We start from the raw sequence: 23,623 nt of genomic DNA, 5'->3' as shown, positions 1-23,623 counted from the left end.
GACTTCTGAAACAGTCTCAGAGGTGTTCAGGCGAGGTGGCTGGCTATCTGCCCTCAGGGCCTGTTAGAAGTGGCGTTCATTTCCTGCGTTCAGAATGAACACAGGTTCATCTTCCTTTCGGTTCCCGATTTTTCGCATGGCTATCACTGTTGCTCCTGGCGTGTCTCTTCAGGAGGCAGAGCTGGTTTTCTCTTATATTCTGGCATCCGGTCCCGGTGGTCAGAATGTCAACAAGGTTGCGACGGCGGCACAGCTTCGTTTCGATGCGGTGCGGTCTCCGTCTTTGTGTGACCGCACTAAGGCGCGGCTGATCCGGCTGGCGGGCAGTCGTGCGACGCGGGACGGAGTGATTGTGATCACCGCCCGGAACTTTCGCACGCAGCAGAAGAACCGCGAGGATGCGATCGGGCGTCTGGCTGCTCTGATTCGTGAGGCGGCCCATCGTCCGACATTTCGTGTGGCGACGCGGCCGGGGCGGGCGGCCCGTCAGCGGCGTCTGGACGGGAAGGCGCATCGGGCGGGTGTTAAGAAGGGCCGGCGGGCTGGTGTGGACGACTGATGTCCGGGGTCGAGGCTTCTGGCGCTTTCTCAGGGTTTTGCCCGTGATGACCACCAGAAGTCGCAGACCTTTGCCCGGCCTCTGTTCGCGTTACGTGCTGATCTGTGATTTTTCAAAGGGTTAGCAAAAGGCCGGGCTCTGCCCGGACCCGGCAGGGACCGCAGGCCCCTGCACCCCGATTTATTTACAATAAAATGGTTTCCAAAGGTCTGTGACCTTTGGTGGGTGCCAGGGCAAAGCCCTGGGAAGGGCCAGCACTTGATGACAACAGAGCCTTACGAAGCAGCTATCGGTTGAGTGCGGGCGTTCATTTAATCGTGATGAGGACTGGCACGTGATCTGAGGGCTGGGGTAGCGAGCGTTCCTCACGATCCGGGTCGGCGCTGATGAGACGTTCGGCGATGCGGGGGGAGAGAAGGGCGTGATCGATCCGCAGCCCGCTGTCGCGGTTCCATGCGCCGGCCTGATAGTCCCAGAACGTGTAGGCCGGATCGTTGGGGTGCAGGGCGCGGACGGCATCTGTCAGACCGAGCCAGAGCAGGCGGCGGAAGGCAGCGCGGCTTTGCAGACGGACAAGGGCGTCTGTGGGGGGCAGGGCGCCGGGCGCGAGGTCACGGTCTGTCGGGCAGACATTGTAATCGCCGGCGAGAATGAAGTCCGTTCCGTCGCGCAGCATGGTTTCAGCGTGTTGTGCGAGGGCATTGAAGAAATCGAGCTTATTTTCGTAGCCTGCTTCGCCGCCGGAGTTGCCGTTGGGAAGATAGAGGTTCCCGATTGTGAGCGTGCCGGTGGAGACTTCGATGTAGCGGGCCGGAGGGGCCGGGTCACGCAGGCCGGGGAGGTGTGTGGCGCGGAGTTCGACCGGAATACGGGAGAGGACGGCGACGCCGTTATAGGATTTCTGCCCGACGACCAGGGAGGTGTAGCCGGCGGCCTCGAATGCTTCTGTCGGAAACTGGTGGGTTTCGCACTTGATTTCCTGGAGAAGCAGGATGTCGGGGCTGACCCGGTTCAGCCAGTCCAGGACGAGGGTCTGGCGCTGCCGGACGGAGTTGACGTTCCAGGTTGCGATTTTCATGTTGGCATAGCTTTGGCGTGAGGCTTCCCGGTGGGTGGTGTGTGGGATTCAGCCGGCGAGGGAGAAGCTGGTGCCGCAGCCACAGGAGGAGGCCGCGTTCGGGTTTTTCACCGCGAAATGGGCGCCCATGAGTTTATCCACGAAATCGAGTTCCGCGCCGGCGAGGAGATCGAGGCTGGCCGGGTCAACGACCACGCGGATATCGTGGGCTTCGATAACGGCGTCATCGGGGGCGGTTTCCGGGTCGAGGCGGAATTCGTACTGAAAGCCGTTGCAGCCGCCGGCTGACACGGCCACGCGCAGGGCGGGCGCTGTTTCGTCATTGCCGCGCGCGGCAATGATTTCCGCGATGCGGCGGGCGGCGGCGTCTGAGACGGAGAAGCGTGGCGGCTGGGTCATGAGAGGATAATGGGGTGCCGGTGGCGGGATGGGAAGAGCGATGCGTGTTTTGTTATGTGCTTTTGGGGGCTTTGCCCTGAACTACCACAGAGGAACATGGCCTTTGTCGGTTTCAGGGCAGCGCCCCGAGGCGGGTTACAGTGCGTCTTCGCCGCTTTCGCGGGTTCTGATCCGGATGACGCGTGACAGTTCGCTGACGAAGATTTTGCCGTCTCCGATTTTGCCTGTGTGAGCGGACTGGAGAATGGCTTCGACGACCTGATCGACCAGGCTGTCGGCGATGGCGACTTCGATTTTGATTTTGGGCAGAAAGCTGACGTGGTATTCCGCGCCGCGATAGATTTCCGTTTGTCCCTTCTGGCGTCCGAAACCCTTGACTTCAGAGACGGTGAGTCCCTGGATGCCAAGCGGCGAGAGGGCATCGCGAACGTCATCGAGCTTGAAGGGCTTGATTATGGCCGTGACGAGCTTCATCGCAGTTCCTCATTCAGATACGCAGGCAAAATGACTGTCACAGGGAAGCATATCGCCAGGCCGCTGTCACGTTAGTACGGGATAGTCTCCTGTCATAAACCGTGCCATGTCCCGGCCGGTCTGACGGGGGTTGATCCGGCGGCCTGTGGCTGGTTGTGGCGGCGGGACACGTACCCCTCAATTTTTGAAAGGACACGGGCATGATGACATCCGGCATGACGGATCAGACCGGGGCGAATGCTGCTGACGTCGGGATCTGTATTATCGGTGCGGGGCCTGTGGGCGCGACGCTTGCGTGCAGGCTCGCGCGTGAGGGTATTCGCGTGGCGGTTGTCGACCGGGCTGCGCTGCCGCCGATGGAGCACCCGGATTTTGACGGCCGGGCTTATGCCATTGCCGCGGGTTCGAAGAACCTGCTGGAGGCAGCCGGTGTGTGGGAGCGGCTGCCGCATGTGCCGTGCGCGATTGAGGATATTCTGGTGACGGACGGACGGCCTGGCGAACCGGCCTCTCCTTTGTCGCTTGAGTTTACCCGCGAGGATGCCACCCAGCCATTTGGCTGGATGGCCGAGGCGCGGGCGCTGCGGGTTGCGCTGAATGCGACGTTGCATGCCTCTCCGAACGTGACGTTGCTGGCGCCTGCGGAGGTGTCTGTGGTGCGCAATGAGGCTGGTGTGACGGTGACGGCGAAGGACGGTCGTGTGGTGCGGGCGCGGCTGCTTGTTGCGGCGGACGGGCGTGGCAGCCGGACGCGGTCACAGGCCGGGATTGCGGTGACGAAGCTGCCTTACGGGCAGAGCGGGATTGTCTGCGCGATTTCGCATGAGTTTCCGCATGATAACGGTGCGCTGGAGCATTTTCTGCCGGGCGGTCCTTTTGCTCAGCTTCCGATGACCGGGACGGCTGAGTATCCTCATCTTTCGGCGGTGGTGTGGAGCGAGAAGGATGCGATGGCGCGTCGGCTTGCGGAGCTGCCGCAGCGGGAGTTTGCGCGGGAGTTGCAGCGTCGGATGGGGAGCCGTCTGGGCGAGGTGACGCCGGTGGGTCGTCGGTGGGTTTATCCGCTCTCGGCACAGTATGCCCAGCGTTATACGGCGACCCGGCTGATTCTGGCGGGGGATGCCGCGCATGGGATTCACCCGATTGCCGGGCAGGGGCTGAATCTTGGGTTCCGCGATGTGATCGCGCTTTCGGAATTGCTGATCGAAGCGCACAGGCGCGGGGAAGATCCTGGATCACCTGCATTGCTGGCGCGGTATCAGGCGCGGTGCCGGCCCACGAACATGCTGATGTTTGTGGCGACGGATATGCTGGACAGGCTGTTCAGCAATGACAATCCGGTTCTTCGGCTGGCGCGGGATATGGGGATTGCGACGGTGCAGCGGTTTCCGCGTCTGCGAAAGGCTTTTGTGAAGCATGCGATGGGGGTTTGAGGGCGGGGTGCTCCTGTTGCGGGGGTGAGAATTTGTGACAGGGGGGATTTGTCTGGTTTTATTGTTCACCCCGGTCTTTCAGTTCCGGACGTTTCTCACCCGGCGCAGTCAGGCATGCTGTCTCAGCGTTGTGTTTTCCCCACTGTCGGGGATCCCCGGAGAAGGCATCACGCTGAGGATGGTCCGGTTCGCGCCAGAGGCGAACACGCTCCTGTCGTTCGGCTTCATTCTCTTCTTCAGCGAGATGCATTGAAATATATTGTGCTATCCGAACCCTGTTTTCAGAATGATTCGGGCGAACGCCGTGCGCAGGCGGAGTAATGAAGATCAGAAGATCACCTGCTCTCATTTCGGTATTGACGATTTCGGGACCTTTCAGATCTGGATGCGTCGGGTCCCGGTTTCGTATGTCAACAAAGGCATCGCAGACGCGTATCTCCCGTAACTCAGGAGAAAATGTTTGCGGATTTGACTATATATTTCCGGAAAAGATATCGACGACCGCGTTGATCACCGCCTCCTGGTTCCGGGCCTCGGCAAGTCGCACAATAAACCGTGCTGAACTTGTTTCAGCAGCCGGTTCATACCGGAGGGTCTGGCCTTTGACCTGTGTGCGACTGGCTGGGGCAGGGCTCTGCCCTGGAACCCGGCAAAGGCTCGCCTTTGCAAACCGTTTTATGATTAGCAAACCGGGGTACTGGGGCCTGCGGCCCCGGCCGGGTTCGGGCGCGGAGCTGGTTCTGGCATAAAAAAGCGCCCGGGGAGTGATCCCTCGGGCGCTTTTTCTGGTTCCGGGTCTTAGCTCAGAGGGCGTCTGACCGGATGCGGCTCCGGGGGCGACGCTGGGCGTCGTCGGAGCGTGGGGTGGTCCGGGTGTTTTTGGTGTCACCGGCGGCTTTGAGGGCCGGTGCGGCGGAGAGTTCGGCTTCGAGCTGGGCGATGCGCTTACGCACGCTCTCGCGCAGGGCGGGAGCGGTGTGTGACTTCATCGACCCCAGTGTCTCTTTCAGGTCGCGAAGCTGTTTCTGCTTCTCGGCAAGAGTACGGCGGATCGGCTGGTTATCCGAAAGCTGGCCGTGAAACGCACGCATGATTTCAAAACCCAATCAGGCAGGACAAAAGGAGACAGGCCCCATTACAGGGCCAGACCATGAACAAAAAACGAAGAAACAGGATTTTCCGACAATGCTTTGCGAAAGGCTGATCCTGCCGATCAACCCGCGCCGGCATGCCGGTTTGTGGTCTGTTTCCGGAAAATGACGCTTTCAGGACTGCTCCGGTGTGACCGGGTCAGGTATTCCTGCGGACGATTGTCCCCAGAGCGTCAGCCAGAGCCGCGCATTGCGGGTCGGTGCCGATCGTCACCCTGAGCCATGGGGACGTTCGCGGGCCTTTTAAGTGGCGCACGATAATCGCCCTTTCTCTCAGCGCGGCAGCCACCATGGCTGCGTCACGATCAGGATGCCGAACGTAAACAAAGTTGGCACAGGAAGGCAAGACCTCGAATCCCAGTCCTGTGAGAGAGGCTGAGAGGTTTGTCCGTGTGGCCATGATTTTTGCCACGGATTCGCTGAACCAGGCTTCATCTTCGATCGATGCCAGAGCGCCTGCCTGGGCCAGACGATCGAGCGGATAGGAGTTGAAGCTGTCTTTGACGCGCACGAGGGCCTCGATCAGATCGGGGTTACCGAGTGCGAAACCGACGCGCAGCCCGGCCAGGGCCCGTGACTTGGAGAGGGTCTGGACGACGAGCAGATTCGGATAGCGGGCGATCAGCGGGATGGCCGAATCGGCGCCGAAATCGACATAGGCTTCATCGATCAGAACCACCCGGTCCGGGTGACTGGCGAGCAGGTTTTCGATGTCCCCAGGGCTGAGTGCAATCCCTGTCGGGGCGTTCGGGTTGGCGATGATGATGCCGCTGTTGGGGGTGGTGTAGTCTTCCGGCCGGATGCGCATGGTGTCGTCGAGCGGCACGGTCTGGAAAGGGAGTCCGTAGAGGCCGCAATAGACGGGGTAGAAGCTGTAGGTGACATCCGGGAAGAGAATCGGGTCACCGTGACTGAACAGGGCCTGGAAGGCGTGGGCGAGGACTTCGTCGGAGCCATTGCCGATGAAGACGTGCTGCGCGGTCAGGCCGTGGCGGGCGGCGATGGCTTCGCGCAGGGCGAGGGATTCCGGGTCGGGATAGAGGCGCAGGCTGTCGCTGGTTGCTTCCTGGATGGCGGCGATGGCCTTTGGCGAGGGGCCGTAGGGGCTCTCATTGGTGTTGAGTTTGATGATGTTGGTGATTCTGGGCTGTTCACCGGGGACGTAGGGGGTCAGGCGGTGGACGAGGGGGCTCCAGAAGCGGCTCACGCGTCGCCTCCGAGCAGAGTGATCATTTCGGGGTAGCCCTGGGCTGTGGCGAGATCGCGGGCGCTCTGGCCTTCACCGTCTTTCATGGCGGGGTCGGCGCCGGCTTCGAGCAGCAGGCGGACCATGTCCCTGCGGCCGAACATGGCGGCGAACATGAGCGGGGTACGCCCGACGGTGTTGGGGGCGTCGACGGTGGCGCCGGCTTCGAGAAGCAGTTTTGCGAGGGCGACGCCGCCTTTGAAGGCGACGCCGGCGAGGGCGGTGGCTCCTTTGGCGTCACGCTGATCGATGCTGGCGCCGGCGTTGAGCAGGACGCGCGCGGTGTCTGCGTGGCCGTTATAGGTGGCCAGGATGAGGGCGGAATGGCCTTTGTCGTTAGCGAGATCGGGGCTCAGGCCGGCGACGATGAATTCGCTGACGAGGTCGGTTTCGCCGTCGCGGGCTGCGTTCAGGAACAGGGCCTCGACTTCGGCCTGGTCGAACGTTTTGTCTTCCTGGTCTGTCATGAGATTCTCCTCCTGTTGCTGTCCGGGACCCGGGTTCCGGCTTTTTTGTTCTTACGGCATAGGTGGCGGCTTGCGAAGCGTTCGGCGCCGGATGTGTGGTGGTGGCTGGGTTCCGGTTTCCGGGCTGTGTTGTGGCAGGGGCTTTGTTCCTGGATCAGCCAGAGGCCGGGGGTCTTCGGAAGAGTTCTGTCAGTGTTGTGTGTTCACCTTTGATTTTTCAAAGGGCTGGCGAAATCCGGGCTCTGCCCGGATCCGGCTCGGACCGCAGGCCATTGCACCCTGAATGGTTTCCAAAGGTTCTGTTGTCATTAAGTTCTGGCTCCTTCCCAGGACTTTGCCTGGAACCCACCAAAGGTCACAGACCTTTGGAAACCGTTTTATTATAAACAGATCGGGGTGAAGGGGGCCGCGACCCCTTTCGGGTACGGGCAGAGCCCGGTCTTTTTCTAACCCTTTGAAAAATCACAGATCAACACCTACGAAGACAGAGCCTTTCCAGAGACTCTGTCTTCGTTAAGAGGCTGAAAAGCCCTTCTGCCGGCGATCTGACGCGCGTTTTCTGCGCTCCGGTGCTCACGGCCCGCACGACTGCTCCGCTTCCGTGCTCAAAAACACGCGTCGGTCACGCCCGTCAGGGGGAAGTTCCCGCCCGACGGTGAGGCTTTTGAAACAGCCTCTGAGTGTTTGAAGTGTGATTTTTCAGAGGGCCGGGGGAAGTCCAGGTTTTGCCTGGACTTCCCCCGGGACCGCAGATCCCTGTATCCCGATTTATTTAATATACGCCGGTATCCGGAGGATTCTGACCTCTGGCGGGCTATCTTATCTGTGAGATCAGTAGCCAGGCGATGCCGGATATGGCGCTTGCCCGGACGGATATGCGCCGTAGGTCGGATAGGGCGTTGCGACCGGCTGTGCGGCGCCATATCCGCTGCCGGCGATGACGTTGGCGATGATACCCGTCGTGATTGCCGTGAGAAGGAAGCTGCCGCCGTAATCTATCCAGCGATACCCTGGCGGCGGGGCGGACAGGCCACGGTATCCGCGCCAGTTGTCAACGTATACGCCGCCCCCGTTATAGCGGTCCCCGGAGCGCCACATACCGCCATGCGGGCCTCCTCCGCCGCCGCGAAAGCCACCACGGCCCGGACCACCGCCACGACCGCCGTTGTCTCCTCCACCATGACCGCCGCCGCCACGACCTCCGCCATCATTCCCTCTTCCTCCCGGACCCGGCTGGGCTGCCGCGACGACGGGAGCAACCGTCATCGCCAGGGCCATAAGGAGGGCCATGGGGCGATTCATCTTAGTGGACATCGAAATCTCCTTCTTTACCGACTCATCAGAGTGCCCTGATGTGGCGAAAATTTGCCGCTCTCGTAACAGGCGGCGACGGTTATGGGCAGCCCTGCTGAAATGTGTCTTTTCCCGACGGCAGGTAAGCGCAGTCTGGATACCGAATTCCTATGCCGGCTGAGGCGGGAATGCCGGGCGGGATTGCCGGTGTTCCTGCCTTCGTACTCAATATTCAGCATCATTTATTTACAATTTTAGGGTGTGAAGCGCAGCGCTGGTTTTCCGGGAAGCACGGCGGAGCCCTGCCATGGACCCCCGGCAAAGGCTCTGTTGTCGTTACGTGTTGAAGCCTGAGTTTTCAAAGGGCTGGAAGAAGATCGGGCTCTGCCCGGACCCGGCAGGGACCGTCACGCGAAGGCGTGCTGCGCACGACGACCCCTGCACCCCGATTGATTAATAATAAAATGGTTTCCAGAGCAAAGCCCTGAGAGGGCGCCAGCACCTGGAACGGGCAGAGTCTTAGCGGAGCAGGATGTTTTGTGTTTCTCCAAACGCCATTGGGGCAAAGGCGTCGGGGGCGAGGCCGGCCCAGGCGGCGGTTTCTGCGAGGCAGCGTTCGGCCTCGCCGGGTGGTTCCCGGGACAGGGGGAATGTGTCGTAGTGCATGGGAATACCGCGACGGGCATTGAGGCTGCGGAAGGCGGCGACGGCTTCGACGGGGTCGACGTGGACAGCTTTCAGGAAGTTGCGCGGGGCGTAGGCGCCGATGGGGAGCAGGGCGAGATCGGGCGGGCCGAGACGGTCGTGGATGGTCTGCCAGTGTGGGCTGTGGGCACTGTCACCGGCGAAGAAAATGGAGAGTGGCGGCGCGTTGTCCGGTTGTGGGGTGCGGAGCATGAAGCCGCTCCAGAGGCGTTTTGAGGCGTCCCAGGGGGAGCGCTGGGAGAAGTGGCGGGCCGGGGTGCAGGTGATTTCGGTGTCGCCCATCCGGGAGGATTGCCACCAGTCCTGTTCGGCGATGCGGGTCTGGCCGGCTTTGCGGAGGATGTCGCCGTTGTTCAGGGGGGTGATGACAACGGGGTTATCGCGGCGGGCGATGGAGCGGAGGGAAGGGAGATCGAGGTGGTCGTAATGACAGTGTGAGATCAGCAGGAGGTCGATCTTCGGCAGATCTTTGAAGAGACGTCCGGGCGGGCGCAGGCGTTTCGGACCGAAGAAGGAAAACGGTGAGCAGCGTTCTGAGAAGATGGGGTCGGTCAGGGCGGTGAGGACGCTTCCATCCTTCTGGCGGAGGCGCAGCAGGAAGGTGCAGTGACCGATCATGGTAACGCTGACGGTGCCGGGATCGGGGATGGCGTGCGGGTCGCCCGTGGGGATGGGATCGCTGATCTGTTTTTGCTGGTCGCGGGCCATGGAAATCATCCAGCGCAGCATCAGGGCGGGTCTGACACCGCGTTTGCGTCCGGAAGCGGGTGCGGCGCCGGGTATGGGGTCGTCGGGCCAGGCGGGCGGGCGCGGGGCGGGCTGCCAGCTGGCGGGCAGGGGCAGATTGGAGAAGTGTTCGCCATCGCAGTGGTCGGAAACGGGGAAGACGAAAGGCATTGTGTTGCAGGCTCCGGAATTTGAATTGTCGGAGGTATTTTCAGGGCGCCCCCACGAAGACCTGCAGGGACCGCAGGCTCCCGCACCCCGGTTTGTTTTATAAAATGGTTTGAGCTGGTCTGTGACCTTTTCCGGGTCCGGGCAACGTCCGGCCAGGCTTCGCGAAGGACATTTCCATACTTTTTGAAATGCCCCCGTGACGTTAGCCGGGAACAGACAGATCGGTGAGGCGCCGGTGTTCTTCCATGGCGAAGCGGTCTGTCATGGAGGCGAGATAATCGGCGACGACGCGGCGTCTGGCGGGTTCGTCTGTTGCGGCGAGGGCCTGATCGCGCCAGCCATCGGGGAGGAGACCGGGGGAGGAGCCGAGGGTTGAGAAGAGTTCGGCGACGACATGTTTCGCCTTGTGGGTCATGCGGTTGACCTTCCAGTGGCGGTAGAGTTTCGCGAACAGGAATTCGCGGATGGCGGCGTTGGCATCGGCGATTTTCGGGCTGAAGGCGACCATGGGGCGATCCGCGTGGCGGACATCATCGGCGGAGTGCGGGTCGAGTTTCAAGAGGTTGCGTTTTGTCTGCGTGAGGACGTCGGTGGCGAGCACGTTGATGACGCGGCGGACGGTTTCATGACGCAGGCGCTGTTCCAGGGCGGGGATGGCGACAGAGCCTTCGGCTGGTGGCTCGCCGGTTTCTCCGGCGCCGTAAGCGGGATTGCTCCGGGGCGGGAGGTGACGGGCGAGGGAGCGGGCTTCTTTGAGGGCGGTGCCGACGATGGGGACGCTGGTGAGATCGTCCAGGGCGAGGAGGCCGGATTTCACGCCGTCATCGAGGTCGTGGCCATGATAGGCGATGTCGTCGGCGAGAGCGGCAAGCTGGGCTTCGACGGAGGCGAAGGTGTGCAGGTCCAGCGGGTGGGCGGCGTCGTAGTCGCGGAGCCAGCCGTCCGGGTTATCGACGGGGCCGTTATGTTTGGCGAGGCCTTCGAGGGTTTCCCAGGTGAGGTTGAGGCCGTCGAACTGAAGGTATCGGCGTTCGAGGATGGTGACCTGACGGAGGGCCTGGGTATTGTGGCTGAAGCCGCCCCAGCTTTCCATGGCGAGCGAGAGGGCGTCTTCGCCGGCGTGTCCGAAGGGGGTGTGACCGAGATCGTGGGCCAGCGCGATGGCTTCGGTGATGTCTTCATCGACGGCGAGGTTTCGCGCCATGGACCGGGCGATCTGGGCGACTTCCAGCGAGTGGGTGAGGCGGGTTCGGAAGAAATCGCCTTCGTGATTGATGAAAACCTGTGTTTTGTACTGGAGACGTCTGAATCCGGAGGAGTGGATGACGCGGTCGCGGTCACGCTGCCAGGGAGAGCGGGTGGGGGATTCTGCCTCCTGGTGGAGCCTGCCCCGTGTGGGCCGTGCGTGGATGGCGTACGGCGCTGTGGTCATGCGGTCCTCGTGTGGTGGTCGTGCTTACGAGGGGGAGTTGAGCATGTTTGGGGAGAGGTGGCGAGGTTTGGGGGATACGGGGGCTATCCCCTATTGGAGGAAATGTTATGCCTGCGTGGTCTGTTTCAGAGCGAGACTGGCGGTTTCGTGGCTGCCGTGGCCTGTGATGAGGGTATCACGCAGGGCTTTGAACTGGCTCTGTTGTCATGACGTTTTGATCTGTGATTTTTCAAAGGGTTAGCAGAATCCGGGCTCTGCCCGAACCCGGCAGGGACCGTCACGCGAAGGCGTGCTGCGCACGACGGCCCCTGCACCCCGATTGATTCATAATAAAATGGTTTCCAAAGGTCTGTGACCTTTGGTGGGTTCCAGGGCAAAGCCCTGGGAAGGAGCCAATACTTAATGACAACAGAGCCTCTGGAAACCTGCTTAATTGATCAACAGATCGGGGTGAAGGGGGCATCGCGTACAGCACGCCTTCGCGTGACGAACCCCTTCCGGGTCCGGGCAGAGCCCGGTCTTCCGCCAGCCCTTTAAAAAATCACAGATCAGCCCTTAATGATAACAGAGCCATTGAATTGCGTATTTCTGCCTCGGATATGGAGTGAAGGAGGCGTCGCCATCGGGGGAGCGGGCCGGACACGAACCCTGAGTGATGATCAGGCCGGCCTGGGTGAGTGGGTTCGGCCAGTGCCGGGGCGTCACTCTTCCGTATTTTCGGTCATCATGGCGACGAGGTCTGACAGGTGTCCGTGTTCGTTCAGGGTGAGGCCTGGCGGGGGACGGACGGTGGCGTTGGTGGCGCGGGCGACGCGGCGGGGGAGGATGGCGGTATTGAAGCCGAGTTTGGCGGCTTCTTTGAGGCGGAGATCGGCCTGGGAGACCTGGCGGAGTTCGCCGGAGAGGCCGATTTCGCCGAAATAGACGGTGCCGGCGGAGGTGGGGTGGCCGGTCGCGGCGGAGATGATGGCGGCGGCGACGGCGAGGTCGGCGGCGGGTTCGGAGACGCGGAGGCCGCCGGCGAAGTTGAGGTAGACGTCCATTGCTGAGAGCCTGAGGCCGCAACGGGTTTCGAGCACGGCGAGGAGCATGCCGAGACGGCCCGAGTCCCAGCCGACGACGGCGCGGCGGGGGCTGCTGTCCCCGGCTTTGGGCGAGAGGAGGGCCTGGACTTCGAGGAGGACGGGTCTGGTTCCTTCCATTCCGGCGAACACGGCTGACCCGGCGATGTTGCCGCGTCGTTCGGCGAGGAAGAGGGCGGAGGGGTTGGGGACTTCGATGAGGCCATGGTCAGTCATGGCGAAAACGCCGATTTCGTCGGTGGCGCCGAAGCGGTTTTTGGCGGCGCGGAGGATGCGGAACTGGTGGCCCCGATCGCCTTCGAAATACATCACGGCATCGACCATGTGTTCCATGACGCGGGGGCCGGCGAGGGCGCCTTCTTTGGTGACGTGACCGATGAGGATGAGGGCGAAACCGCGTTTTTTGGCGAGGCGGATGAGTTCGAAGGCGCAGGCGCGGACCTGGGCGACGGAGCCGGGGGCGCTGTCGATGCTGTCGAGCCACATGGTCTGGATGGAATCGATGATGACCAGGCCGAGCTGTTTTTCGGTGTCGAGGGTGGCCATGATATCGGAGAGGTTGATGGAGGCGGCGAGCTGGAGGGTCGGGGCGGCGAGTTCCAGCCTTTGCGCGCGCATGCGGATCTGATCGACGGCTTCTTCGCCGGAGATATAGACGACGTGTTGTCCGGTCCGGGCGAGGCGGCAGGCGGTTTGCAGCAGGAGGGTTGATTTGCCGATACCGGGGTCACCGCCGACGAGGACGACGGAGGCGGGGACGAGGCCGCCGCCGAGGACGCGGTCGAGTTCGGCGATATCGGTATGGATTCTGGGTGGAGGGGCCGCGTGCCCTTCGAGACCGGTGAGGGTGAGGCGGGTTTTGGAGCGGCTGGCGCGGGAGACTGTGGGTTCGACGCTCTCTTCGACGATGGTGTTCCACTCGCCGCAGGCTTCGCATTTGCCGCTCCATTTAGGGTAAACGGCGCCGCAGGTCTGGCAGACAAAGCGGTGAACGGGACGTTTTGCCAAAAGAGAGTTTCCTCCGGGGTCTGTGTTTAAGTGTATTTTAACGGGAATCTGTTGCGGCGGAACATTGTCTTTCCCCGCCGGGTCTATAAACATTGCACTCTGTGATCTTTTATGGATCGTCAGGGACTTAGGGGAGAAGAACGCGTGGCACGAGCCAGGGTGAAAACATCAGCAAGCCATGCAGGGGCACGGCAGCCGGCACCAGCCAAGTCTTCCGGTCGCCGGGGTGAGCCCGGGATTGTCGGAAGTGCGAAATCTGCGGCTGGCAGGAAGCGTGCGGTTAAAGCGGACACACTGCCGGAAGATGACATCATTGAGATTGTTGAGGTTGCCGAGCCTGTCCGGCCGAAGGTGCCGCCACAGCGTGATGCTCTGTATTTTGATTCGGAATGGTATCTGACGGCTTATCCTGATGTGGCGGGTGCGGGTGTTGACGCGGCCACACATTACAGGACGGTTGGTTACAAGGAAGGGCGCAGGCCGAATGCGCACTTTGACGGGAAGGCCTACGTGGCCGTCAATCCGGATCTTCTCGGGTATGAGGGCGACCTGTTCCTTCACTATGTGTTTTTCGGCGCATTTGAAGGTCGCCCGCTGGCTCCCTGACGGCACCTTGCGGTAACTTCTTTGTCCGGGTGCCGTGCCTGTCTGCCCGGGCATGAGGTTATGGAGGCTGATTCGGGTGAGTGGGTCGCTGCCGGATCGTTTTCAGGCGCTTCTTCTTTCCGAACGCCACCGGTTGCCGCTCTGGCTTCCGGTCGGGCTGGCACTGGGTGTGCTGGCCTGGTTTCAGCCCCGATACGAGCCATCTCCCTGGCTGGCTGTTATCGGGCTGTTTCTTTCTTTTCCTGTTCTTTTTGCTGGCTGGTGGCGTCTGTCGGGGCGGATTGCCGGCTGTGCTCTGCTCTGTGTTTCGCTTGGGTTTCTGGCGGCCTGGAGCGAGGGGCATCGGGCGGCGCAGATGCCGGAACTGCCGCGACGCGGGGTGATTCTGACGGGCCGGGTTCTGTCGGTCGATCAGCTGCCGTCCCGCGCGACGGGTGATCCGGGCAGTCGTCGCGTCACTCTGGGTGATGTGCGGTTTGACACCTGGCTTGATGCCGGAATGGCTCCCCTTCGGCGCTCCCTGAAAATCCGGTTGCGGAATGATGACGATCTGGTTTTCGGGCCGGGTGACAGGTTGCAGGTGCGGGCGCTCCTGTCTGCGCCGCCTTTTCCGGTGATGCCCGGGACGCGGGATATGCAGCGTGAGGCCTGGTTCGGCGGCCTTGCCGGTACGGGTCGGGCGCTGGGTCGGGCGGGGTTTGCTCCGGTTGAGAATACTGTTCCGGCGGATCAGGCGGGGGCTGCGCCTGAGGGAAGCGCTGTTTCCGCTGAGGGAGATGCAGGGGAGCCGGCGGCGGGTGAAACCGGTCGTGGCCGGAATGGTGCTGCTGGCCGGATGTTTCTTGAACGGCTGCGTGAGGGTGTGGCGGACCGCGTGATGTCGGTGCTGCCCGGAACGGATGGTGCGATCGGCGCGACGTTACTGGCGGGGCAGTCCGCAGCCATTCCTGCTTCCGACAGGGATGCGTTTGCGGCTTCCGGATTGTCGCATCTGCTGGCTGTGGCGGGGCTTCATCTTGGCATTGTCGTGGGGCTGATTGTGGCCGTCACGCGGTATGGGCTGGTGTCTGTGGAATGGGCGGCGCTGCGCTGGCCATGCAAGGAAATTTCCGCTCTGGCGGGGCTGCTGGGCGGAGCGATTTATGTCGTTCTGACGGGGCTTCATCTGCCGGCGCTGCGCAGTCTGGCGATGGCGGCGCTTGTTGTGCTGGCGCTTGTGACCGGGCGCAGGGCTGCGTCGATGCGGGGGCTTGCGGTTGCGGCGGCACTGTTGCTGCTGACGGGGCCGTCTGTATTGCTGGATGTTCCGTTTCAGATGTCTTTCGCGGCGGTGATGGGGCTGATTGCAGGCTATGAGGTTCTGCGTCGGCCATTGATGCGACTGTATGGCGAAGGGGGACTGAGGCAGCGGTTGTTTGTGCATATCGTCATGCTTGCGCTGACCAGTCTTCTTGCTGGCGTGGCGACGCTACCGGTGTCGATGGCGCATTTTGGGGAGATTCAGCCGTTTTTTGTCGTTGCGAATCTGATGGCGGTGCCGCTGACGGCCTTATGGGTGATGCCGGCGGGGCTGCTGGGGCTCCTGCTGATGCCGTTTCATCTGGATGCCCTGATGTTTGTGCCGATGGGCTGGGGCATTCATGCGATTGTCTGGTCTGCGCGGGAGGTGGCGTCCTGGCCTGCGGCGCGGATTGCGGTGCCGCTGACGCCGGGATGGGGACTGGCCACGTTTTTACTGGGGCTGTGCTGGCTTTGTCTCTGGACGCGGCGCTGGCGTCTCCTTGGTCTTGCGCCGGTTCTGGTCGGGTTTCTGTCACCGTTTCTGACGCCCCTCCCTGATCTGGTGGTTGCGCCGGATGGTGGCCTCGTGGCGGTTCGTGATGGCGGGCGGTTGCTGATTGTGGGGCGGTCGCGGGATGCGTGGTTTGAGCGGGATGCTTTGTCGCGGGCTTTTGCGCGTCCGCTGGCGGATCTGCCGGCTGGTGGCGGGACGGCGGATGGTGAGGTGTCCTGTCGGGAAGAGGGTGCTCCCGGTGTGTGTGTGATCTCGCGGGGGGACTGGTCTGTGCTTCTGCGTGCGGAGGATCACTCGGACGGGGACGTGCGATTGCCGGATAACGTCTGTGCGGGAATGGATCTTTTTGTGACGGTCAGCCCCGCGCGGCGTTCCTGTCCGGGAGTGCGGACCCTGGACCGGTTCACGGTCTGGCGGGAGGGGGCGCAGGCGGTCTGGTTGCGGTCCGGGGGTATCCGTGTGGTGTCGGACCGGTCGTGGTCGGGGCAACGTTTGTGGGTGATGCGGCCGGGGGGACATGGGGTTCCCAATCTGCCGCTGGCGCAGGAGGAGTAGTTTTCCGCGTGGATCGGGAAGGAATGGCAGGGCTCTGCCGTGGAATCCGGCAAAGGCTCTGTTCGCCTTAAGTGCTGGCTCCCTCCCAGGGCTTTGCCCTGGAACCCACCAAAGGTCACGGACCTTTGGAAACCATTTTATTATTCATCAATCGGGGTGCAGGGGCCTGCGGTCCCTGCCAGGTTCGGGCAGAGCCCGGATTCTGCAAAAATCACAGATCAACACGTCACGCGAACAGCGCCTTTCCGGAGACGCGCCTCTGGTGGGATGTGGGGAGGACCCAGGAGGAGGCTGCTTTGTATCCGCAGGTCTGTGCGGCACGGGGCAGAATATCAGCAGGCGGTGTTTTTTAATTTGCAAATGAGAATTGTTTGCAATTAAGGTGAGGCATCACGACAGGGAGCGGGCCAGCGGCCCGAAGGGTGCCATGATCGCAATTTCCGATATTCTGACTGATCTGTCCGGCGACGAGCGGATGGCTGTGTGGATGCTGCGCTGTTTTGTGGGGCCTGGCCGGCCCTTTTGCCGGCTGGGGTTTGGCTCTCTGGATAATTCCTGCTTTCGAAAAGATGCGGAATCGCTGGGGGCAGCGTTTCGTATGGCCCTGGACCGTCTTTCGGGGCTGGGAATGACGCCGCTTGATGTGCGGATGCGTGGCTGTCGGGATATCAGCAGGACAGAGCATCAGCTTCTTGAAGCGACGGCAGCGGCACAGAAGGGCGATGAGTCCGCGGTGAGGTCTGCGCTGCGCCCGGTCTTTTCACATCATCATGTGCTGGCGCCCTTTGCGGCCGCGGTGACGCAGCTGGGAGCATGTCTTGCCGCAGCGGGATACTGGCTGCGACGGACGACTGGCATCGCGGAATCGGCCCGGCCTGAGTCGTTCCCGTCAGAGTCGTCTGTGATGGGGTTTGAGTCCGCTAAAGGACGGAGGGACGCCGCGGTGACACCGGGTGATGATCACGAGGATGTGTCTGTTGCGGCGGCCTCACTGGTCACGCTTGCGCGGTGGCGTGACCAGGACATGGGCATCACCCATGTCCTCTGGCCGCACGCGGTGGGCGCGTGCGGCCAGTCAGTGTGAAGACTTAGCCCTGCTCGGGAGCAGGCGCGGAGTTCAGGTGGATGTAGCGTTCGATACCGACCTGTCTGATGAGGTCGAACTGACGGTCGAGGAAGTCTTCATGCTCTTCTTCGTTTTCGAGGATCTTTACGAAAAGATCACGCGACACGTAATCGCGGACGCTTTCGCAATATGCGATGCCTTCACGCAGATCGCCGATCGCCTTTTCTTCGAGCTTGAGATCACATTCGAGGATTTCCTTGACGTCCTGGCCCACCAGAATGGTGTTCAGCCGCTGCACATTCGGCAGACCGCCCAGGTAAAGGATGCGCTCGATCAGCAGGTCGGCGTGGCGCATTTCCTCGATTGATTCTTCGTATTCTTTCTTGCCGAGCAGCGTCACGCCCCAGTGGCGCAGGGTGCGGGCATGGAGAAAATACTGATTGATGGCTGTCAGCTCGTTGGTGAGTTGCGTGTTCAGATGCTCGATGATCTTCGGGTCTTTGATGGGCATGGTTATACGTCCTGGCGGAATGGATTAAGGGGAATGGATTGCCTCTACACTGGATTTCCGGGTGCGCGCAATCAAAAAAATGTAGTTTTATCAAGGTAATACAAGAAGTGACTTGCATTCGCAACTGGTGAGGGAATGGATGTTTGTTTCATGACTGTGCGGATACTGGTTGCAGTGGGATTTGCTCTTTGCGCGACTTTTATGGAGGGGATGATCCGGAGTGCTGAAGGGATTGGTTCCGGTTCACAGATAGCCAATACCCGCCAGCGTTGAGACTGACACGCGGAAAGAGAGCCGCGGCGTTCCGCCCCCCATTCCGCCAAAAGTCGCGGGCCTTTGGAAGGGCTCTGTTATCGTTACGTGTTGATCTGTGATTTTTCAAAGGGCTGGCGGAAGACCGGGCTCTGCCCGAACCCGGCAGGGACCGCAGGCCCCTGCACCCTGATTTGTTGATCATAAATGGTTTCCAGAGGTCTGTGACCTTTGGTGGGTTCCAGGGCAAAGCCCTGGGAAAGACCGGCGAAGTCGGGCGCGGAGCCCGGATCTGCTTCCGAGGCCGGAGTCAGCCGGGGAGGGAAAGCAGGCGGTCCAGGCTGCGGGCATCTGTGAGGGCCGCGGCTTTTTCTTTTGGGGTCAGTCTGACGTCGGCATCGGAGAGCGAGCGGGCTTCCTGAAGTTTGAGCAGTCCTACGAGGCAGTCCGGATCGATCGGGTCGCCGGGCTGGCGTGGCGGCGGCAGCATGGCGCGGTGACTGGCCATCAGGGAGGGACTGGTTCGCAGAGCGACCAGAGCGTCCTGCGGGCGGGCGGGTTCCGGGAGGGCCAGGGCCTGGGAGGCTTTCACCAGCACGTCCGGTGGCATCGTTTCTTCCGGCACGAGCAGGAGGCCGGCGCGACGCAGGGCCTGGCCGGCATCGCGGCTTGCCGTGAGGGCCGCCAGAGGAATTGCCAGCACCAGACCGAGCAGAACCGGCGTCATCCAGAGGAACAGCGCCAGGGAGACGGCCCAGGCGCAGGCGCCGAGGATGAGGCCGAACAGGGTGAACCGCCAGTAGCCGCGGACGATAATGCCCAGGGGAATACGGCCGTCATCGCGTCTCTGGGCGTTCCAGCCGGAATCCTGACCGCTCAGAATGGAGATCACGCCGGTTGTCTGGATGAGCATGGCGATCGGGGCAATCAGGCCGCCGATCAGCGTTTCGACCAGCACGGACGCCGCGGTTCGGGCCGCGCCACCGCATTCCCTGAGCGTCGTTCTGTCGAACATCAGGGCGATGTAAGCGAAGAGCTTTGGTGCCAGCAGGATGCCCATGGTGGCCATGAACACGAATTTCGCCTGGATTGGATCGACCTGGGGCCAGTGCGGGTAGAGGGTTTTCGTGTCGCCGAAATATTCCGGCCGCACGAAGCGGGCCTGCAGGGAGATGAGGATGCCGACCAGCAGGAAGACCAGCCAGAGCGGTGAGGTGACATAGGAGCCGATGCCCATGAGCATGTGCAGGCGGCTCAGCCAGTGCAGGCCTTTTGTGGGGACGACTTTGTAGTGCTGAAGATTGCCCTGACACCAGCGGCGGTCGCGGATGGCAACATCGGTTAGCGAGGGCGGGCTTTCTTCGTAGGAGCCGAGCAGGGCGGGGACCATGTGAATGGCCCAGCCGCCGCGCCGCATGAGGGCGGCCTCGACAAAATCGTGGCTGAGAATGTGGCCGCCGAAGGGTTTGCGTCCCGGGAGGTGGGGCAGGCCGGCCTGTTCGGCGAAGGCGGCTGTGCGGATGACAGCGTTGTGGCCCCAGTAATTGCTGGCCGCGCCGTGCCACCAGGCGATGCCGTGGGCGATGAGCGGTCCGTAAACGCGGCCTGCGAATTGCTGCATGCGGGCGAACAGCGTGGTTCCGCCTGCGATGATGGGGAGGGTCTGGATCAGGCCGACATCGGGGTTTCGTTCCATCGCGGCGGCGATTCGGACGAGGGTGCGGCCGTCCATGACGGAATCGGCGTCCAGGGTCACCATCAGCGGGTAGGCTTTGCCGAAACGGCGGACCCATTCGCCGACATTGCCGGCTTTGCGCTCGATGTTTTTCGCCCGGCGGCGGTAGAAAATATGGGTGTTATCGCCTGTATCGCGGCGCAGATCGAGGAAAGCGGCTTCTTCGGCGATCCAGACATCGGGGTTTGTCGTATCCGACAGGATGAAGATGTCGAAGACCCCGGCCTGACCGGTTTCCCGCAGGCTGGCGTGGATGGCGCGCAGACCGGCCATCACGCGGTGCGGGTCTTCGTTGTAGGTTGGCATCAGCAGCGCGATACGGGTGCGCAGGGAGGGCAGAGGCCCGTCCGCGTGGATGCCCAGACCGAGGCCGCCCCGGGTCAGCAGCGAGAAGAAGCCGGCGATGGAGGATGTGAACGCCAGGGCGATCCAGAGAAACAGGGCGACGAACAGGATCTGCATGATGACGCCGAGCACGGAGGCGCCGTTGGCATCCAGCACGAGGTGCATCTGGTACGCGCCGTAAGCGGTCAGCGCCATGGCGGAGCCGATCACGGAGAACCGTCGGAGCGCGATCAGCCTGGGTTCGGTTTCCGGGGCATGGTCGCGTCCGTGCCTGTCAGGCGCGGCATGAAGATCCTGCGCGTCCATCCGCATCGGTGCTTCGGGCGGCAGGGCGGGAAACCGTGCCAGCGGACTGACTGCATCCATGTCGGCTGCCCCCGTGCTGGCGGTTTCCGTGCCGGATCTTGTTGTTATGGTGTCCAACGATATACCCATCGTTCTGAAACCGGTCCCTGATCATTGGCAAGTACGGCGCTGAGTTCCGCCAGCTTTACGTTGCCGGGCGCAAATTCAAATGTGGTGCGCCAGCCGTTAATATTTGGATTAGGCTCGACGACGACGTTGCGGATCGTGCCGGCCGAGGCCTGCGGGATCAGGTGGAATTTCGCATCCGGCCCTGTGTTGGCGACAGGACCGCCGGCAAAGTCGATGGCGAAGAAGCGGTCGTCCTTGTGGTCGGTGACGGCGCCGATGCGGGTGGCGCCGACACGGGCCAGTTTCGTCGGGAATGGTGTGTCCCAGCCCCAGTACATCCGGTAGGTGTAGCTGTATTCATGGCCGGCTTCGAGCGGGGTTTCAGGTCGCCAGAAGGAGACGATGTTGTCGTTGACTTCGTTGGGTGTCGGGATTTCGACGAGATCGACGGCGCCTGTTCCCCAGTCGCCGATTGGCTCGATCCACAGGGAGGGCCGCTTCTCGTAATTGAGTGCGAGGTCTTCGAAATCGTGGAAGGAGCGGCGGCGTTGCATCAGGCCGAAGCCGCGCGGAGAGACATCCGTGAAGGCGGAGAACTGGAGATCGAGCGGATTGCGCAGCGGGCGGTAGAGTTCCTGATCGGAGCCTGTCCAGATCTGCAGGGCTTCGCTGTCATGCGCGGCGGGGCGCCAGTCATCGATGTGGTTGCGATCGTTGGAATCGAAATAGAACATGCCGGTCAGGGGCGCGATGCCGGATTCTTCCATCTTCACGCGGGGGAAGAAGGTGGACTGCACGTCAAAGACGGTTGTTTCGCCCGGACGGATGGTGAAGCGGAACGCGCCGGCGACGGACGGGCTGTCGAGCAGCGCGTGGATGACGATGGAATCGACGCCGGGCTGGGGTTTTTCCAGCCAGAAGGAGCGGAAGAGGGCGAATTCTTCGCCTTTCGGGTCACCGGTTCCGTCGGCGAAGCCTCGGGCGGAGAGGCCGTAATTCTGGTTTTTCGCGACGGCCCGGAAGTAGGAGGCGCCGAGAAAGACGGCGCATTCTTCCATGATTCCGGGGGTGTTGATCGCATAGCGCAGGCGCAGGCCGGCGAAGCCGAGATTATCGGTGACGCGCAGCATCGGGTCGCCGTAGCTGAACAGGTCGGGGTTGTAGGGGACCAGCGCGGATTTTCCGTCTGTCACTTCGAAGATTTCGATGCGGGGGCGGTAGAGGAAGCCGCGCGGGAAGAATTCGACGTCAAAAGCGAGGTTCTGGCCGTGCCACAGGGCCTGATCGGGGCGGTAATCGATGGAGCGGAACTGGTCGAAGTTCAGATTATCGATGGCTTTGGGGAGTGACTGGTCCGGGCCGCTGTAAGGGCTGGCGGCCAGTTTGCGGGCGATCTGTGCCACGGTGCTGTTATCGAAAGGCGTGGGACCGGCGGGTGCGTCTGCGGCTTTCGCGGAGGTGCTGAACAGATCCGACGCAAGGGCCGCCATGGCCGCGCCGCTTGCCGTGCGCAGAAGATCGCGACGCAAAACTGATGATGACACGCTTCCTGTTCTCCCGAATCTGTCCAGAACCATTGTTTCGATTGTCACTCTGTTACGATGCTGCGGCTTTTTCAGGGCGTTTGACCAGACTGGCAAGCGTTCCCAGCGAGGCTTTCGCTCCTGCCGTCGCTTCTTTCTCTGCCGCGCGGTAACAGTCAACAACGGCCTGGCCGGTTTCTGACAGGCTTGCGCCGCCGCCGCCGCCGGGTTTTGTTTCGACCAGGGGCTTTGTGAACTGATGGTTCAGCGCATCGATCAGCAGCCAGGCCCGCCGGTAGGACATGCCCATGGCGCGTCCTGCCGCTGAGATGGAGCCGGTGGCCGCCACGTGTTCCAGGAGCCTGATTTTGCCGTGGCCGAGGGTTGGATGCCCCTCCACGTCGATCCGCAGGGTCAGGCGCAGTGCAGGCACCATCAGACGTTTGCCTCCTTTGTTACCGGGTCGTGCTATGCGGCTGTTGTTCTGCTGTCGAGAGAAAATCATCCGTTTCGGGCTGTCTTTCAGGCACTGGCCGGCGAGCCGGATGTGCTGTTCCGGTTTTTGTCACCGGTATCGGTGAGGAAGCTGATGAAGGCTGTCATATCCGATCTCAGGATACGCAGGATGAAGCGCCATTCCGGTGCGGCGGTGATGTCATCATGTGGAATGGCGGCAAGGGCCTCGCGGGTATAGTCGTCTGCCGGCTGGCGTCCCTGTGCCTGTTCATCACAGCCTCTGGCGATCTGTTCCAGGGCTGACACGAGGCCGCGCACCAGCGTCTGGGCGTCCTGAGCATCGTGGACCGGGCTGGCGAGCGCGGCCCGGGCGAACACCATGGCGTCGGTCTGAAGTTGTTGCAGGGCCTGGGGCAGGGCAGCCAGCATGGGGTCGCGCTTTTCCAGGCTTGTCCAGCGTTCGCGGCGGGCTTCTCCGACATTGGCGGCGATGCGGCGGAGGCATGTGGCGCAGGTGTCGTCCAGGGACTGGATGTCGTGCCAGCCGATATTGTGATGGGCCGCGCCGTCGAGGATGCTGCCGATGCCGCGTATCATGGCGGCGGCGAGACGGAAGGCATCGCGCCGGGTCTGTTCGTGCAGCACGGCGAAGGACACGACCATCGAGACGATGACCCCTGCCAGCACGCAGATGACGCGCTGGATCGGCACGAAGAAGGGCGAGTTATCGGAGGGGAACAGCATGGCGATCAGCACGGTGACCAGACCGAGCCGTGTCTGCGGGCGCCAGGCGGCGAGTGCGGCGAGGGGGATAAGGGCTGACCAGAGGGCGGCTTCCCCGGGCAGGCCCAGCTGATGGAGGCTGATGGCGATCAGGCTTGCGGCCCCTCCGATCAGGGCTCCGAGGATCTGGCTTTGTCCGTTTGAGACGGTTTCGCCGATGGTGGTCTGTGTGACGACGGCCGCCGTAATGAGCGCCCATGCCGGGTCCTGCAGACGCAGAAGCTGACTGAGGATTTCCGATACGCCGATGGCGACCAGAACGCGGATGGCCTGGCGGACGATTGTGCCGGCTGACCGCTCGGGGATGGCGATGGGCATTCAGTGCTCCGTCGTCATGCGGGCGCGATTCCCGCAGGCG

Annotated in this window: 20 protein-coding genes; 5 read left to right on the top strand and 15 right to left on the bottom strand. The window is 62.2% G+C overall.

Translation table 11 applies throughout. From position 1 onward, the window contains the following. The first annotated feature begins 136 nt into the window (after positions 1-136). The gene (arfB, locus tag GOB85_RS07325) at positions 137-559 is read left to right on the top strand and encodes an alternative ribosome rescue aminoacyl-tRNA hydrolase ArfB (protein WP_173576926.1); all 423 of its coding nucleotides are present in this window, start codon (positions 137-139) and stop codon (positions 557-559) included. Between the two features lie 307 nt (positions 560-866). On the opposite strand, the gene GOB85_RS07320 is transcribed toward arfB, so the two are convergent. The 3 genes from GOB85_RS07320 to glnK form a co-directional block, all read right to left on the bottom strand. Further along, positions 867-1,637 (bottom strand): exodeoxyribonuclease III, encoded by a 771-nt coding sequence (locus GOB85_RS07320; RefSeq protein ID WP_173576927.1) that lies wholly within the window; start codon positions 1,635-1,637, stop codon positions 867-869. A 48-nt stretch (positions 1,638-1,685) separates the two neighbouring features. After that, the gene (erpA, locus tag GOB85_RS07315) at positions 1,686-2,036 is read right to left on the bottom strand and encodes an iron-sulfur cluster insertion protein ErpA (RefSeq protein ID WP_173576928.1); all 351 of its coding nucleotides are present in this window, start codon (positions 2,034-2,036) and stop codon (positions 1,686-1,688) included. 135 nt (positions 2,037-2,171) lie between these two features. Continuing rightward, positions 2,172-2,510, bottom strand: a complete 339-nt coding sequence (glnK, locus tag GOB85_RS07310; RefSeq protein WP_173576929.1) for a P-II family nitrogen regulator — start codon at positions 2,508-2,510, stop codon at positions 2,172-2,174. A 203-nt stretch (positions 2,511-2,713) separates the two neighbouring features. Here glnK and GOB85_RS07305 point away from each other — a divergent pair, with 203 nt between their 5' ends. After that, a complete protein-coding gene (locus GOB85_RS07305; protein ID WP_173576963.1) occupies positions 2,714-3,943 on the top strand; it encodes a UbiH/UbiF/VisC/COQ6 family ubiquinone biosynthesis hydroxylase in 1,230 nt (409 codons plus the stop codon). 803 nt (positions 3,944-4,746) lie between these two features. On the opposite strand, the gene GOB85_RS07300 is transcribed toward GOB85_RS07305, so the two are convergent. The 7 genes from GOB85_RS07300 to radA form a co-directional block, all read right to left on the bottom strand. Continuing rightward, positions 4,747-5,034 carry a hypothetical protein gene (locus GOB85_RS07300; protein WP_173576930.1) on the bottom strand — a complete coding sequence of 96 codons (288 nt, stop codon included), beginning with the start codon at positions 5,032-5,034 and terminating at the stop codon, positions 4,747-4,749. Positions 5,035-5,233: 199 nt separating this feature from the next. Continuing rightward, positions 5,234-6,301 (bottom strand): histidinol-phosphate transaminase, encoded by a 1,068-nt coding sequence (hisC, locus tag GOB85_RS07295; protein WP_173576931.1) that lies wholly within the window; start codon positions 6,299-6,301, stop codon positions 5,234-5,236. Continuing rightward, positions 6,298-6,807 carry an ankyrin repeat domain-containing protein gene (locus tag GOB85_RS07290; protein ID WP_173576932.1) on the bottom strand — a complete coding sequence of 170 codons (510 nt, stop codon included), beginning with the start codon at positions 6,805-6,807 and terminating at the stop codon, positions 6,298-6,300. The genes hisC and GOB85_RS07290 overlap by 4 nt, the downstream gene beginning before the upstream one ends. 831 nt (positions 6,808-7,638) lie before the next feature. Beyond that, entirely contained in the window at positions 7,639-8,121 is a 483-nt protein-coding gene (locus tag GOB85_RS07285) for an RcnB family protein (RefSeq protein WP_173576933.1), read from the bottom strand. Between the two features lie 498 nt (positions 8,122-8,619). After that, entirely contained in the window at positions 8,620-9,702 is a 1,083-nt protein-coding gene (locus tag GOB85_RS07280) for an MBL fold metallo-hydrolase (protein WP_173576934.1), read from the bottom strand. Between the two features lie 202 nt (positions 9,703-9,904). After that, complete coding sequence (gene dgt / locus GOB85_RS07275) at positions 9,905-11,134, bottom strand: dGTP triphosphohydrolase (RefSeq protein WP_173576935.1); 1,230 nt, start codon at positions 11,132-11,134, stop codon at positions 9,905-9,907. A gap of 701 nt (positions 11,135-11,835) precedes the next feature. Beyond that, on the bottom strand, positions 11,836-13,224 hold the full coding sequence (gene radA, locus GOB85_RS07270) for a DNA repair protein RadA (RefSeq protein WP_173576936.1): 1,389 nt from the start codon (positions 13,222-13,224) through the stop codon (positions 11,836-11,838). Between the two features lie 144 nt (positions 13,225-13,368). Here radA and GOB85_RS07265 point away from each other — a divergent pair, with 144 nt between their 5' ends. The 3 genes from GOB85_RS07265 (at position 13,369) to GOB85_RS07255 (ending at position 17,264) form a co-directional block, all read left to right on the top strand. Further along, positions 13,369-13,830 carry a hypothetical protein gene (locus tag GOB85_RS07265; protein ID WP_242011346.1) on the top strand — a complete coding sequence of 154 codons (462 nt, stop codon included), beginning with the start codon at positions 13,369-13,371 and terminating at the stop codon, positions 13,828-13,830. A 76-nt stretch (positions 13,831-13,906) separates the two neighbouring features. After that, positions 13,907-16,180 carry a ComEC/Rec2 family competence protein gene (locus GOB85_RS07260; protein WP_173576938.1) on the top strand — a complete coding sequence of 758 codons (2,274 nt, stop codon included), beginning with the start codon at positions 13,907-13,909 and terminating at the stop codon, positions 16,178-16,180. 427 nt (positions 16,181-16,607) lie between these two features. Further along, complete coding sequence (locus GOB85_RS07255) at positions 16,608-17,264, top strand: hypothetical protein (protein WP_173576939.1); 657 nt, start codon at positions 16,608-16,610, stop codon at positions 17,262-17,264. A 4-nt stretch (positions 17,265-17,268) separates the two neighbouring features. On the opposite strand, the gene bfr is transcribed toward GOB85_RS07255, so the two are convergent. The 5 genes from bfr to GOB85_RS07230 form a co-directional block, all read right to left on the bottom strand. Continuing rightward, complete coding sequence (bfr, locus tag GOB85_RS07250; RefSeq protein ID WP_173576940.1) at positions 17,269-17,757, bottom strand: bacterioferritin; 489 nt, start codon at positions 17,755-17,757, stop codon at positions 17,269-17,271. A gap of 562 nt (positions 17,758-18,319) precedes the next feature. Further along, on the bottom strand, positions 18,320-20,455 hold the full coding sequence (gene mdoH, locus GOB85_RS07245) for a glucans biosynthesis glucosyltransferase MdoH (RefSeq protein ID WP_173576964.1): 2,136 nt from the start codon (positions 20,453-20,455) through the stop codon (positions 18,320-18,322). A gap of 44 nt (positions 20,456-20,499) precedes the next feature. After that, positions 20,500-21,993, bottom strand: a complete 1,494-nt coding sequence (locus GOB85_RS07240) for a glucan biosynthesis protein (RefSeq protein WP_242011658.1) — start codon at positions 21,991-21,993, stop codon at positions 20,500-20,502. 106 nt (positions 21,994-22,099) lie between these two features. Then, on the bottom strand, positions 22,100-22,462 hold the full coding sequence (locus GOB85_RS07235) for a winged helix-turn-helix domain-containing protein (protein ID WP_173576941.1): 363 nt from the start codon (positions 22,460-22,462) through the stop codon (positions 22,100-22,102). Between the two features lie 86 nt (positions 22,463-22,548). Beyond that, a complete protein-coding gene (locus tag GOB85_RS07230; RefSeq protein ID WP_173576942.1) occupies positions 22,549-23,583 on the bottom strand; it encodes an FUSC family protein in 1,035 nt (344 codons plus the stop codon). Positions 23,584-23,623: the final 40 nt, after the last annotated feature.

It is taken from the genome of Acetobacter fallax, from assembly GCF_011516735.1.
GTDB classification, from domain to species: domain Bacteria; phylum Pseudomonadota; class Alphaproteobacteria; order Acetobacterales; family Acetobacteraceae; genus Acetobacter; species Acetobacter fallax.
The sequence above is the reverse complement of the archived record's forward strand: the minus strand, read 5'-3'. Positions and strand labels throughout refer to the sequence as shown.